The organism is Devosia sp. P2_G7, assembly GCF_056403495.1.
In genome coordinates this window covers 1-12,858 of the sequence record NZ_JBFUFI010000026.1, presented here as the reverse complement: position 1 = coordinate 12,858, position 12,858 = coordinate 1, and the positions used below count along the sequence as shown (strand labels likewise).

General features: G+C 65.4%; 12 protein-coding genes. 4 read left to right on the top strand and 8 right to left on the bottom strand.

Features of this window, described 5'->3' with window-relative positions; genetic code table 11:
• The first annotated feature begins 540 nt into the window (after positions 1-540).
• Complete coding sequence (locus AC1DWU_RS23005; RefSeq protein ID WP_477152350.1) at positions 541-1,755, top strand: efflux RND transporter periplasmic adaptor subunit; 1,215 nt, start codon at positions 541-543, stop codon at positions 1,753-1,755.
• Positions 1,756-1,765: 10 nt separating this feature from the next.
• Positions 1,766-3,718: a MacB family efflux pump subunit gene (locus AC1DWU_RS23000; protein ID WP_477152349.1), complete on the top strand. Its 1,953-nt coding sequence runs from the start codon at positions 1,766-1,768 to the stop codon at positions 3,716-3,718.
• Here the strand turns inward: AC1DWU_RS23000 and AC1DWU_RS22995 are convergent, their stop codons facing one another.
• The 4 genes from AC1DWU_RS22995 to AC1DWU_RS22980 form a co-directional block, all read right to left on the bottom strand.
• Entirely contained in the window at positions 3,719-4,420 is a 702-nt protein-coding gene (locus AC1DWU_RS22995) for a methyltransferase family protein (protein ID WP_477152348.1), read from the bottom strand. It abuts the gene before it with no gap.
• A 114-nt stretch (positions 4,421-4,534) separates the two neighbouring features.
• A complete protein-coding gene (locus AC1DWU_RS22990) occupies positions 4,535-5,548 on the bottom strand; it encodes an Hsp33 family molecular chaperone (protein WP_477152347.1) in 1,014 nt (337 codons plus the stop codon).
• 90 nt (positions 5,549-5,638) lie between these two features.
• A complete protein-coding gene (gene argF / locus AC1DWU_RS22985; RefSeq protein ID WP_477152346.1) occupies positions 5,639-6,574 on the bottom strand; it encodes an ornithine carbamoyltransferase in 936 nt (311 codons plus the stop codon).
• Between the two features lie 79 nt (positions 6,575-6,653).
• Entirely contained in the window at positions 6,654-7,850 is a 1,197-nt protein-coding gene (locus tag AC1DWU_RS22980) for an acetylornithine transaminase (protein WP_477152345.1), read from the bottom strand.
• A gap of 393 nt (positions 7,851-8,243) precedes the next feature.
• On the opposite strand from AC1DWU_RS22980, the gene AC1DWU_RS22975 reads away from it, so the two are divergent.
• Positions 8,244-8,807, top strand: coding sequence for a GcrA family cell cycle regulator (locus AC1DWU_RS22975; protein WP_477152344.1), 564 nt, complete (start codon positions 8,244-8,246; stop codon positions 8,805-8,807).
• Positions 8,808-8,885: 78 nt separating this feature from the next.
• Positions 8,886-9,449 (top strand): DUF1697 domain-containing protein, encoded by a 564-nt coding sequence (locus AC1DWU_RS22970; protein ID WP_477152343.1) that lies wholly within the window; start codon positions 8,886-8,888, stop codon positions 9,447-9,449.
• On the opposite strand, the gene AC1DWU_RS22965 is transcribed toward AC1DWU_RS22970, so the two are convergent.
• Genes AC1DWU_RS22965 through AC1DWU_RS22950 form a run of 4 tightly spaced genes read right to left on the bottom strand, consistent with a single transcriptional unit; the run spans position 9,446 to position 12,237 of the window.
• Positions 9,446-9,796 carry a hypothetical protein gene (locus AC1DWU_RS22965; protein WP_477152342.1) on the bottom strand — a complete coding sequence of 117 codons (351 nt, stop codon included), beginning with the start codon at positions 9,794-9,796 and terminating at the stop codon, positions 9,446-9,448. The two genes, AC1DWU_RS22970 and AC1DWU_RS22965, sit on opposite strands and share 4 nt — an antisense overlap.
• A 55-nt stretch (positions 9,797-9,851) precedes the next feature.
• Positions 9,852-10,526, bottom strand: a complete 675-nt coding sequence (locus tag AC1DWU_RS22960) for a dienelactone hydrolase family protein (protein ID WP_477152341.1) — start codon at positions 10,524-10,526, stop codon at positions 9,852-9,854.
• Positions 10,527-10,570: 44 nt separating this feature from the next.
• Positions 10,571-11,611: an aldo/keto reductase gene (locus AC1DWU_RS22955; protein WP_477152340.1), complete on the bottom strand. Its 1,041-nt coding sequence runs from the start codon at positions 11,609-11,611 to the stop codon at positions 10,571-10,573.
• Positions 11,596-12,237 (bottom strand): ThuA domain-containing protein, encoded by a 642-nt coding sequence (locus tag AC1DWU_RS22950; protein WP_477152339.1) that lies wholly within the window; start codon positions 12,235-12,237, stop codon positions 11,596-11,598. The genes AC1DWU_RS22955 and AC1DWU_RS22950 overlap by 16 nt, the downstream gene beginning before the upstream one ends.
• Positions 12,238-12,858: the final 621 nt, after the last annotated feature.

The window sequence follows — 12,858 nt, the reverse complement described above, 5'->3', positions numbered from 1 at the left end:
GACCGGGTGGGCTGCGGGTCGCTGCAGTTCAGGCGGAAACCATCACGGCAAGGACCGGTTCGCCGGTCAAGCCGCTATCACGCGAGGGCTGCTCGATGCGGAGTGGCCCAAGGGACGAAGCCTGGCACGCATGAGCCGGGCGGGAGCAACGAAGGCGGTGCTGGCACTCCGGCCGCCGACCGCGTTTCCCATCGTTCTTGCGATGCGGCAGGGGATGCGCCCCGGCCCTGGTGGCATAGGCCCAAAACCCCGGCCGGCCGGCGAGGCGTGAGCCTCTTTCATCTGCGGACTACCGCTACGGGGCAAACGCCTCGCCGGTCCCGCTTCGTCTTCCTCGAAAGGGGAAGGTTCTTTGAAAACTCCGAAGCCCACAGGGCTGTCGGACCTGTTCGCTCGCCCCGAGGTTGGCACCCACCACAGTGTCGCCCGTGTACGTCTCCGACCTTTCCAAGAATTCACCCAGCTTACCAAGCTCTAATGCGACTTCCCGGCCCTGGCTTCCTAAGTCTAAGGCGGGCGGAATGCGGTTGAAGGTGTGCGATGAAGCGGTGGTTCAAGTGGATTGCGTTGCTGGTGGTGGTCGGGGCGGCGGGCGCCGGCTGGCTGGTGTTCAGCGCGCCGGCCAAGGACGAAGTGCCGCGGACGACACCGGTGGCGCGCGGCAATATCGAAGAGACGGTGCTCGCCTCGGGCGTCATTGAGGCCAGTTCGCTGGTCAGCGTCGGCGCCGAGGTTTCGGGGCGGATCAAGACCCTCAACGTCCAGCTCGGCGATGACGTGAAGGCCGGCGACGTGATTGCCGAAATCGACTCGCTGAACCAGGAAAACGCGGTGAAGGCAGCGCAGGCGTCGCTCGCCAATACCCAGGCGCAGAAGACCATCCAGGCGGCGAACCTGGTACAGGCGAAGACCGCGCTGGAACGCGCCGAAAAGCTGAGCCCCCAGAAACTGATCTCCGATGCCGACCTGCAAACGGCGCAACTCGCGGTGCAGACCGCCGAGGGGCAGTTGCAGGCGATCGACGCGCAGATCGATCAGGCGCAGATCAATGTCGAGGCGGCACAGCTCAACCTCGACCGCACCAAGATCGTGGCCCCGTCCGACGGCACGGTGGTGGCCGTGTCGGTGGAGGTTGGCCAGTCGGTCAACGCCAACAATTCGTCACCGACCATCGTCAAGCTCGCCAACCTCGACAAGATGGTGGTGAAGGCCGAGATCTCGGAAGCCGACGTGCCGCGGGTTGAGCCGGGGCAGAAGGTGTATTTCACCATTCTCGGCGACCCCGATACGCGCATCGACGCAACGCTGCGTGCGGTGGAGCCGGCACCGGATTCGATCGCCTCGGACGACGCTTCGTCGAGCACCTCCGCGACGGCCGTCTACTACAACGGCCTGTTCGACGTGGATAACCCGGACCACAAGCTGCGCATCTCGATGACGGCGCAGGTGACGATCGTGCTGAAGTCGGTCGACAACGTGCTGACCATCCCCGCTTCCGTGCTGACCCGCAAGGACCGGGATGGCAGCTATACGCTCCCCGTGTGGGACCAGCAGAAGGAAGCTGTCGAGCCCAAGAAGGTCACCATCGGCCTCAACAATAACGTCACCGCCGAGGTGGTCGCGGGGCTCGACGAGGGTGACCTCGTGATCAACACCACGGCCGCCCCCAGCACCACCCGCTCCGGCAACGCGCAGGGCGGCACGCGCAACATCCTCACCGGCGGCGGCGGGCCACCGATGATGGTGATGCGCTGAGGCCGGGGCGATGAGCGAACCGCTGATCTCCATTCGGCAGCTGCGCCGCGAGTACCCGATCGGGGCCGAAACGATCACCGTGCTGAAGGATATCGACCTCGACATCCAGGCCGGCGAGATGATCGCCATCATGGGCCAGTCGGGGTCGGGCAAGTCGACGCTGATGAACGTGCTCGGCTGCCTCGACAATGGCTGGACCGGTGAGTACCGGCTCAACGGGCGCGACATCTCGCGGCTCGAGCCGAACGAACTCGCTGAGCTGCGCCGTGAGCATTTCGGCTTCATCTTCCAGCGCTACCAGCTGCTCGCCGACCTCGACGCGCTCGAGAATGTGGAGGTGCCGGCGATCTATGCCGGCGCGCGCAAGGAAGCGCGCCGCGAGCGGGCGCACAGGCTGCTCGAGCGACTTGGCCTCGGCGACCGGATGACCCATCGGCCCAATGCCCTATCGGGCGGCCAGCAGCAGCGCGTCAGCGTGGCGCGGGCGCTGATCAATGGCGGCGAGATCATCCTCGCGGACGAACCGACCGGTGCGCTCGATTCAAAGAGCGGCAAGGAGCTTATGGCGCTGCTCAAGGAGCTGAACGCCGAGGGCCATACCATCATCATCGTGACCCACGATCCGGCAGTCGCAGCGCAGGCAGACCGCGTCGTGGAACTCAGCGACGGCGTGATCATCGCCGACCGCCGCAAGGACGATGCGAACGCTCCGGCGGCGCGTGCCCCCGAGACGATCAAGCGGATCCCGCGGTGGCGCGAGGCATTGGATCGGGTCGGCGAGGCGTTCCAGATGGCGCTTAGGGCGCTCTCCAGCCATCGCCTGCGCACCTTCCTCACCATGCTCGGCATCATAATCGGCATCGCCTCCGTGGTATCGGTGGTGGCACTCGGGCAAGGCAGCCAGCAGACGGTGCTGGACCGGATCAGCTCGATCGGCACCAACACCATCAACATCCTGCCCGGGACGAACGCCGCCGACCGGCGGCGCGACGCGATCCGCACGCTAGTGCCGGCCGATGCGGCGGCGATCGCGGCAGAGAAGTATGCCGACAGCGTCACGCCGCAGGTGTCGAGCAACGGCACCGCGCGCTATCGCAACATCAGCGCCGGGGCGCAGGTCCAGGGTGTCGGGCCCGACTATTTCCGCGTCAACAATCGCAGCTTCGTCGAAGGCGCGGCATTCGACGAGGGCGGGGTCAGCTCGCTGGCACAGGTGGCGGTGATAGACACCACGGCGCGCGACACGCTGTTCACCAATGGCGAGGACGCGGTCGGCCAGGTCGTGCTGGTGGGCAATGTGCCACTCAGGATCATCGGCGTTGTGGCCGCGAGCACCAACAATTTCGGGCCGCAGTCGAACTCGATCAGCATCTGGATGCCCTACACGACGGCGATGTCCCGGATCCTCGGCCAGAGCTGGCTCTCGACCATCACGGTGCGCGTCGCCGACAGTGCCGATGTCACCGAGGCGCAGGCGGAGATCGAGGCACTGCTGGAGCGGCGGCACGGCACGGTGGATTTCAGCCTGCAGAACACCGACACCATCCGCGAGACCATCCAGTCGACGTCGCAGACGCTGACGCTGCTGATCTCGGCCATCGCGGTGATCTCGCTGATCGTCGGCGGCATCGGGGTGATGAACATCATGCTGGTTTCGGTGCGCGAGCGGACCCGCGAGATCGGCGTGCGCATGGCGGTCGGAGCGCGCCAAGGCGATATCCTGCAGCAGTTCCTGATCGAGGCGGTGCTGGTGTGCCTGATCGGCGGCACGGTGGGCGTACTGCTGTCGCTCGGGATCGGGTTTGGCGTCGAGAAGCTTGTGAGCGGCCTGAGCTTCATCTACTCGCCGACGACGATCATCGCCGCCTTCGTCTCGTCGAGCCTGATCGGCGTGCTGTTCGGCTTCATGCCGGCCCGGTCGGCGGCGCGGCTCGATCCGGTGGTGGCGCTGGCCAGCGAGTGATCACCAGATGCCCGGGACCCAGCGGAAGCGAACCCTGCGCATGTAGTCGGAATAGCCAGGCAGTTCCTCGCTGAGCGTCGCCTCTTCGGCGAGCGTCCTCAGGGCCAATGCGACAGCACAGATGATGGCAGGGATGACGGCCACGATCGAGCCCAGCGCCAGCGCCGTGCCGAAGCCCAACGCCGCGCCGCCGATATAGCCCGGGTGGCGGACCGTGGCGTAGGGACCGGCGTCGATAACCTTGTGGCCGCGATCGGTCTGGATGCGCACCGTCAGTTCGAAGTGCCGGTTCACCCCCTGCGCCCAGGCCGTGAGCCCGAAGCCGGCGGCGAAGATCAGGTAGCCGAGCCACACCATGCCATCGGGCAATTGCGACCAGCCGAAGCGATAGTCGAGCCCGGCGACCGGCAGGATGGCGGCCATGGACGTGAGGGTGACGGCGACGAAAGCAAGGTCCCACGTTTTGGTTCCTGCCTGCGGCTTGCGGCGGATGGCGAACAGTTCAGGATCGGCGCGCCAGATGTAGACCATCGCGACGAGGACGGCGGCGACAAAGACGACGAGGTACCACCAGCCGCGGGCCCAGCCGAAGGTGCCGGCGGGGAAGAACAGCAGTGCGCACATGACCAGCAGGCTCACAGCGAGCGAGCCGAGGGCGCGGTATTCGTCGGAACCAAATCCTGGGTGGGTGGCGTCGGACATTACAGACCTCCGCATACCCCTGTATTTTACGCCCGCGCCTGCACGGAGTCACGCACAACCGGCGCCGTACGGGCCGAATTTGGGTCGCCTCCCCAATGCAGGGGAGGCAACATGCTAGTGCTGGTGCGAGTGGTGGTCGTCGAACTCGTGCGGCTTGAAGTGGTAGTCGGCCGAGCAGAACTCGCAGACCACTTCGATCTCACCGTCGATGACCATCTCCTCGCGCTCTTCGGGCGAGAAGTTGTCGCGCAGCATGGCCTCGATCCGCTCGGCTGAGCAGGTGCAGCGCTCCTCGAGCTCGATCGGGGCGAAGATGCGCACACCCGGCTCGTGGAACAGGCGGACCAGCAGGCGCTCGGCCGAGACGTCCGGATCGGCCAGTTCGTCGTCGCCGACGGTCGAGAGCAGCGAACGGGTCTGCGTCCACTTGTCGTCTTCGACGAAATCCGGATCGGCGGTCTCGGGGTTGTCGAAATCGCCGTCGCCCGGCAGATCCGGCATCACCGACTGACCGTGCGGGGGCAGGAACTGCACCAGCGCACCGCCGGCGCGCCAATGCGGGCCGCCCTCGCCGCGCACTGAGTGCTGTGCCACCGCAAGGCGGACTAGCGTCGGGATCTGCTCGGACTGCTGGAAATAGGCGTGCGCTACGTCTTCGAGCGAGCCGCCTTCCAGCGCGACGATGCCCTGGTAGCGCTCCATGTGGCTGCCCTGGTCAACGGTCATGGCGAGGTGGCCCTTGCCGAGCAGCTGGCCCGGCTGGGTTTCGCCACGCTGGATGGCATTCATAACCGCGTCGGCGTCGAAGCGGGCATAGCCGCGCAGGCCGTCCGGCGCGTCGAGATCGACGACGATCAGGTTCACCGGCCCATCGGTCTGGGTCTGGAGGATGAACTTGCCCTCGAACTTCAGCGAGGAGCCGATCAACGCGGCCAACACGACGGCTTCGCCGAGGAGGCGAGCGACGGGAGCCGGATAGTTGTGGCGGGTCAGGATCGCATCGAGCGCCGGCCCGAGGCGGACGATGCGGCCGCGGCCATCGAGCCGGTCCAGGGTGAAGGGCACCACGACATCGTCGCCGGATTCCGGGCGATCGAGGCCATAGGAGCTGAGCTCAGTCTGAGTCATCCAATAATCCAATCTCGCGGAACAACACCGCTCCGCTCCCGGACCGGGTTCCGCGCTGGTTCGTGTCGCGCATAATAGTATCGCAGAACGCTAGATGTTCTGCCGGTCTTGGCCCAGTGCCCAGCACAGGATCGCCTTTTGGGCGTGAAGCCGGTTTTCGGCTTCATCAAAGACCACCGATTGCGGCCCCTCTATGACCTCGTCGGTCACCTCGTCGCCGCGGTGGGCCGGAAGGCAGTGCATGAACAGCGCGTCCTTATCGGCCAAGGCCATCAATTGGGTATTCACCTGGTAGGGTTTCAAGGCCCGGCGACGCTCGGCGGCATCGGTGTCGCCCATCGACACCCAGGTATCGGTGATGATGAGGTCGGCGTCGCGCACCGCTTCCTCGGGATCCTCGATCAATTTCACCGCTGCGCCAGCCTTCTTGATGTCGGCCAGCAGGTCCTTTTCCGGAGCGTATTCCTCGGGAACGGCGATGGTGAGCTCGGCGCCGAAGAGCTCGGCGGCATTCACCCAGCTGGCCAGCACGTTGTTGCTGTCGCCGACCCAGGCGACCTTGGCGCCCTTGATGTTGCCGCGGTGCTCTTCGAACGTCATCACGTCGGCCATCACCTGGCACGGGTGGGCGCGGCGGGTCAGGCCGTTGATCACCGGCACGGTGGCCGCTTCGGCCAGATCGAGCAGATCCTGGTGGGTGAGGATGCGGATCATGATCGCATCGACGTAGCGCGACATCACCTTGGCGGTGTCGGCGAGCGTCTCCTCGCGGGAAAGCTGCATTTCCTGGCCGGTGAGGAAGATGGTCTCGCCGCCGAGCTGGCGCATGCCGACATCGAAGCTGACGCGGGTACGGGTAGACTGGCGCTCGAATATCATCGCCAGCACCTTGTCCTTGAGGAGCAGCGGTCGATCGCCCTTTTTCAGTCGGTCCTTGAGTTCGACGGCCTGGCTGAGCATGCCGCGCAGCGTCGTGGCATCGAAATCGTCGAGGTTGAGGAAGTGCCTAGGTGGGGTAGCGGTCATTTTGGGACCTCTCCTTTTCGGAACGCGCCGAGCGGGAGCTGCTGTCTCCCGCCCTTCAGATCGCGTGCCGTGAATGGGGTCAGGCGGTGGCCTTGCTGGGGGCCTCGGCTTCGATCGCCTCGAAGACGGCCGCGAGCTTGCCCATGGCCTCTTCGATGTCGGCTTCGGTCACCACCAGTGGCGGCAACAGACGGAGCACGTTCTCGTTGGCGGTCATGGCCAGCATATGATGCTCGTCGCGGAGACGTGCCGCGACGTCGCGCACCGGCGAAGCGATGCGGATGCCTGCGAGCAGGCCCTTGCCGCGCTGCTCGAGCACCTGGTTGGGGAAGCGCTGCGCCAGCTGCTGCAGGTGCCAGCTGAGCCGCTGGCCCATCTTTTCGACATGCTCGAAGAAGCCGGGCGCCAGCATGCGGTCGAGCACTGCGTTGCCCATGGCCGAAGCCAGGGGGTTACCGCCATAAGTTGAGCCATGGGTGCCGGGGATCATGGACTTGGCCACTTCGCCCTTGGCGAGGCAGGCGCCAAGCGGGAAGCCGGCGCCGATGCCTTTGGCCACGGCCATGATGTCGGGCTCGATGCCGCTCCACTCATAGGCGAAGAACTTGCCGGTGCGGCCGTAGCCGCACTGCACTTCGTCGAGGATCAGCAGCATGCCGTGCTTGTCGCAGAGCGCGCGCAGGCCACGCATGTATTCGGCGGTCATGGCGGTGACGCCGCCCTCGCCCTGCACCGGCTCGATGAGGATGGCGCAGGTCTTGGGGGTGATGGCGGCCTTGACCGCATCGAGATCGCCCGGGGCCAGGTGCTTGAAGCCTTCAAGCGGCGGACCGAAGCCTTCGAGATAGTGCTCGTTGCCGGAGGCGGCGATCATGCCCATGGTACGGCCGTGGAACGAGCCGGTGAAGGCGATGATCTCGTAGCGATCCTTCTCGCCCTTGGCCCAGAAGTAGTGCCGGGCGGTCTTGACCGCGCATTCCACTGCCTCGGTGCCCGAGTTGGTGAAGAAGCACGCATCGGCGAAGGTGTTCTCGACCAACCGCTGGCCCAGCCGCTCCTGCTCGGGAATGGTGAAGGTGTTGGCGGTGTGCCAGACCTTTTCGGCCGCTGCCTTCAGCGCCGCGACCATGTGCGGGTCGCCATGGCCGAGGGCGTTGACGGCCACGCCGGCATGGAAATCAAGGTAGGGAGTGCCGTCCTGCGCGAACAATCGCACGCCCTCGCCCCGCTCAAAAGCGAGGTCGGACCGGGCATACGTACCGTACAGCGCAGACATCTTCGCACCCCTTTCATGGGCTCGTTTCGGGACTGTTGCAAAAGCCCCACAAAAACCAAAAACGCGCTGCGAAAATGCGGCGCGTTGCAGGCTCTCCATATGCCTTTGTGGAGTACTTAAGTCAACGGAAACGGGGATTCCGGGCTCCAAGTGCCTGATTTGAACCGGCTTCCCCCGACTGCCAAATTGCAGACGCTTTTTCCCCGTGTAAAACGGCTGCGACTCTTGCACGGGATTCCGCGACCCGTGTAGTATCAAGGCGTTGGGACACGATATCTCGTGTGGCGGACCCATCAGACCTACGATGCGTAGCGTATCGGGCTGTTGCTGAGGCAACGGCACGGCTGAGGAGTCCGTCAGAGTCCTGAATGGCGGTTTAGGAGCGGATTGTTGATGGGCTGGACTGAAGAACGCGTCGAGCTGCTCAAGAAACTTTGGCTTGAGGGGCTGAGCGCCAGTCAGATCGCTGGGGTATTGGGCGAAGGCGTCACCCGCAACGCGGTGATCGGCAAGGTGCATCGCCTGAAGCTCTCGGGGCGCGCCAAGCCGGCGACGTCGACCCCTCGTGTGCGTACTGCACCGCGGCCGGCTGCGCGCCGTGTTTCGTCGCCTGCCAGCACCTCGCGTTCGAGCGGGCTTGGCACGGTGATGAAGACCCGCAACTCGATGAATGTCGGCGGCGGTGGTGGCGGTGCGATCCAGGGCGCCACGGCGCTGAAGATGGACGAGGAGTTCGCGGTCGAGATGGAGATGGCGCCGCAGGCGGCCGAGCTCTTCATCCCGGTGGAGCAGCGGCTGACGCTGCTGCAGCTGAGCGAGCACACCTGCAAGTGGCCGATCGGCGACCCGCTGACGCCCGATTTCTACTTCTGCGGCCAGCACTCGAACGAGGGTAAGCCCTACTGCGAGTTCCACTCGCGCCGGGCCTACCATCAGATCGACAAGAAGAAGCGCTGAGCGGTTCATAGTTTCTCCAAAGGCCGGGTTTGATCCCGGCCTTTGTCGTTTTAGCCGGTCCGGGGAATGGGGGGATAAATGCCCACGACGACGACCTACCTGGCGCTGCTGCGCGGCATCAATGTCGGTGGCAAGAACAAGGTGCCTATGGCGGGGCTGAAGAAGCTGCTCGAAGACATCGGGCTCGAGGGCGTCTCGACTTACATCGCCAGTGGCAACGCCATTTTCCGCTCCAACCTCGCGGCCAAGACGATTGCGCGGAAGATCGAGGAGGAGCTGACCTCGACGTTCAAGCTCGATGATGAACTGGTCAAAGTGCTGGTGCTCAGCCACAACCAGCTCAAAGCGGTGCTCGACAAGCGGCCCAAGGGGTTCGGCGACGAGCCGGACAAGTACCACAGCGATGCGATCTTCCTGATGGACATCGACCGGGACGAGGCGTTTGCCGTGTTCAAGCCGCGTGACGGGGTCGACAAGGTCTGGCCTGGCGAGGGCATGATCTACTCGCAGCGGCTCAGCGCGGAACGCACCAAGAGCCGGCTCGGTCGCATCGTCGCCTCGCCGCTCTACAAGTCGATGACCATCCGCAGCTGGCAGACGACACAGAAGCTGCTCGAACTGCTGGAAGCGGTGAAGGACTAGCGCAGGGCTGCGAATGCTTTCGCCAATACGTCCTGAGCGTCTTCCCGCGTGCCATCTGCAGTGACGATGCGGATACGCTGGACAGTGTGGCCGTTGTAGAGGCTGACCATGAAGTCCTCGACGCTGAGCTTGCCGTAGTCGGCGAGTGGCACTTCGACGGCTTCGGTGACGAGTTCGGCGCGCCCGGCAACGAGGTCAAAGACCAGCGCCAGCGCCGGATGAGCGCTGGCGAGGCCGGCCCGGAACTCCAGCACATCGCCCGCCGGTTCGGCGCGGGCAGCGAACAGACGGTCGGCGTAGGCATCGACCAGGAGGGCCGCCAGCATCGCCTTCTTGCGCGACAGCATGGCCCGCCGCGCGTCGGCGATCGCTTCCTCGAGATAGGCGAGGTGGCGCGGGAGGTCAGCCGAGGTGCTTATGAAAGAACTCCAGTGAGCGGACCGAGGCCTTGGTGCAGGAGGCCTCGTCGAACTTCTCCGGGCGGTCGCTGTTACAGAAGCCGTGATCGCCGTTGTAGACGTAGATGTCGACCTCCGGGTGGCGGGCCTTCAGTTGCTCGACCTGCTCCAGCGGGATGCCCTGATCCTTGTCGCCGTAGTGCATTTCGAGCGGCACGTTCGGGGTGAGCTCGATGTAGTTCGGCACGCCGCCGCCATAGTAACCGGAGGCGGCGCTGAGGCCCGCGACCTTGCTGGCGGCGATCCAACTGACGCGGCCGCCAAAGCAGTAGCCGGTGATACCGACCTTGCCGCCCTCGGAAGCCGCGGCGATGGCGGCCTCCACATCGGTCATGGCGGTATCCATCGAGAACTTCTTCATCAGCTCACCGACCAAAGGGAAATGGTCGGCACCGTAGTTCTCGCTTTCGAAGCCGTACTCGGCGCGGTCGAACATCGCCGGGGCGATGGTCAGGTAGCCATGGCGGGCCCAGCGGTCGGCGACGCTGCGGACCCAGTTGCTGAGGCCCCAGACTTCCTGGATGAGCACCACGCCGCCGCGCGGCTTGCCTTCCGGCTCGGCACGGTAGGCGTTGAGGACGAAGCCGTCGGAAGCGGTGAGTTTGATACGTTCGCCCATGGGGAAACTCCGGTCAGAATGGCTTGGGAAGGGAGGATGGATCGCTAGGTCAGGATCGGCGTTGCGGGGCCAGGTGCGGCCGGGTGCAGCAGGCCCTCGGCCTTGAGCTCGGACCATAGCGCATCGGGGATCGGCTTGCGGTAGCCGGCGAGGTTGTCGTTGAACTCGGCGACGTTGGAGAAGCCGGGGATGATGGCGGTGATCGCGTCGTGACCGAGCGGGAAATTGAGCGCGGCGCGGATCAGGGTAGTGCCGTGCTTGCTGCATAGCTCCTGGATGCGGCGGGTTTTCTCGATCATTTCGGGGCTGGCCTGGGCGTAGTCGAACTGTGCGCCGGGGATCGGGCCGGTGGCGAGGATGCCGCTGTTGAGCGGGGCGCCATCGACGATGGCGACGCCTTCACGCAGGACACGCGGCAGCAGGGTGTCGATCACCTGCTGGTCCAGCAAGGTGTAGCGGTTGGCGAGGAGGAAGATGTCGAAGTGGGCATGGTTCATCAGTTCGTCGATGATCTGCCACTCGTTGACACCTGCCCCGATGGCCTTCACGGCGCCCGAGGACCGCAGTTCCTCGAGGGCGCGAATGCCGCCGCCTTCGAGGGCCTGGCGCATGGTCTCGGCATGGCGCTCGCGCTGGCTGAAGGCGCCGATGTCGTGGAGGAACAGGATGTCGATGCTCTCGAGTCCGAGCCGCTGCAGCGAGTTGTCGTAGCTCTTCATCACCCCGTCATAGGTGAAATCGAACACCGGGCGGAACGGCATGGCGCGGGGATCGCCAAGGCGCTCCATGGCGAAGGCGCGGTCCGGCACCAGGAGGCGCCCGACCTTGGTCGAGAGCGTGTAGCTGTCGCGGGGCTTATCGCGGAGAAAATCGCCGATGCGACGTTCCGACAGGCCGGCGCCGTAGAACGGCGCGGTGTCGAAGTAGCGAATGCCGGCGTCCCAGGCGGCCTGCAGCACTTCACGCGCCCCGGCATCGGTCGGGGCGCGCTTGAGGTCGCCGAGCGGCGCGCCGCCGAAGCCGATGCGGCTGATGTCGAGGCCGGTCTTGCCGACGGGACGGACGGGGATCAACGAGCTGCCCACAGGAGCCCCCGGTGCAGGATGGTCTTGATCTCGGGCTTGTCGAGTTCGGCCGGCTTGTGGCCGAGCGCCGTGTAGAAGACGCGGCCGTGGCCGTAGGCGGACTTGTAGACCACCGGCATCTTGGCGCCCTTTTTCCAGAAGGCGTGCTCGCCGGAGAAGGTGGTGGTGGCGAGGACCTCAACGGTGGGATCGACGTGCATGTAGTACTGCTCGGAGGTGTGCTCGAAGCTGTGGATGCCGGCCATGATCGGATCGTCGGTGACCCTCGGGTCGACCCGGTAGGTGATGATGTCGCCGGGGTGGGTTGCGAAGGTGCAGCCGCCGAGGAAGCGCATCCGCGCGTTGCCGGGAAAGCTGGTGGCGAGGGCGTGGTGGAAACCGGCGAGGCCGGTGCCGGCTTCGATGGCGGCGCAGAAGCGGATGGAGTTCTCGCGGTCGAGTTCACCGCCGGTGATCTGCGGCACGACCAGGTCGTAGGAGCCGACATTATCGCCGCCGAGCGCGGTGTAGTCGTCCGTCACGGTAACGCCAAATCCCTCGCCTTCGAGGATCTCACGCACGACGTGCGCGCCCTTCTCGGGCTCGTGCAATTCGAGCCCGCCCCATACGACCAATGCTGTCTTCATTATCCTCGTCCTTGCCGAGAACCGGCGGGAGACCTGAACAAAGGCAGCGGGTTAAGGCAAGTGACAATTGGGATGAAAGGGACGCGGGGCCGGGATGTTTTGGCTCACGTGCTGGTGCCGAGGCACCTCAGGATGGGCCCCGGCCTTCGCCGGGGTGGCGCCGTGGGTGGGATGACATCACGACGAGCGAACAGGTCCGACAGCCCCAGGGGCTTCGGAGTTTTCAAAGAGCCGTTCCCGGGAGGGAACGAAGCGGGACCGGCGAGGCGTTTGCCCCGTAGCGGTAGTCCGCAGATGAATGAGGCTCACGCCTCGCCGGCCGGCCGGGGTTTTGGGCCTATGCCACCAGTGCCGGGGCGCATCCCCTGCCGCATCGCGRGAACGATGGCAGCTCGGTCGGCGGCCGGAATGCCAGCACCGCGTTTCCTTGCTCCCGCCCGGCTCATGCGTGCCAGGCTTCGTCCCTTGGGCMACTCCGCATCGAGTTGCCCTCGCGTGATAGCGRCTTGACCGGCGAACCGGTCCTTGCCGTGATGGTTTCCGCCTGAACTGCAGCGACCCGCAGCCCACCCGGTCTCCYCCGCACCAACCACTCGTCATGATCTCGCTTCGGTGCAGCGG

Bases quoted from the DNA above. Each gene is read 5' to 3' on its own strand.
- AC1DWU_RS22965 (WP_477152342.1), bottom strand. From the start codon at position 9,796: ATGCTGTCGCGCAAGAAGGCGATGCTGGCGGCCCTCCTGGTCGATGCC.
- AC1DWU_RS22975 (WP_477152344.1), top strand. From the start codon at position 8,244: ATGGGCTGGACTGAAGAACGCGTCGAGCTGCTCAAGAAACTTTGGCTT.
- AC1DWU_RS22980 (WP_477152345.1), bottom strand. From the start codon at position 7,850: ATGTCTGCGCTGTACGGTACGTATGCCCGGTCCGACCTCGCTTTTGAG.
- AC1DWU_RS22960 (WP_477152341.1), bottom strand. From the start codon at position 10,526: ATGGGCGAACGTATCAAACTCACCGCTTCCGACGGCTTCGTCCTCAAC.
- AC1DWU_RS22970 (WP_477152343.1), top strand. From the start codon at position 8,886: ATGCCCACGACGACGACCTACCTGGCGCTGCTGCGCGGCATCAATGTC.
- AC1DWU_RS22990 (WP_477152347.1), bottom strand. From the start codon at position 5,548: ATGACTCAGACTGAGCTCAGCTCCTATGGCCTCGATCGCCCGGAATCC.
- argF (WP_477152346.1), bottom strand. From the start codon at position 6,574: ATGACCGCTACCCCACCTAGGCACTTCCTCAACCTCGACGATTTCGAT.
- AC1DWU_RS22995 (WP_477152348.1), bottom strand. From the start codon at position 4,420: ATGTCCGACGCCACCCACCCAGGATTTGGTTCCGACGAATACCGCGCC.
- AC1DWU_RS22950 (WP_477152339.1), bottom strand. From the start codon at position 12,237: ATGAAGACAGCATTGGTCGTATGGGGCGGGCTCGAATTGCACGAGCCC.
- AC1DWU_RS23000 (WP_477152349.1), top strand. From the start codon at position 1,766: ATGAGCGAACCGCTGATCTCCATTCGGCAGCTGCGCCGCGAGTACCCG.
- AC1DWU_RS23005 (WP_477152350.1), top strand. From the start codon at position 541: ATGAAGCGGTGGTTCAAGTGGATTGCGTTGCTGGTGGTGGTCGGGGCG.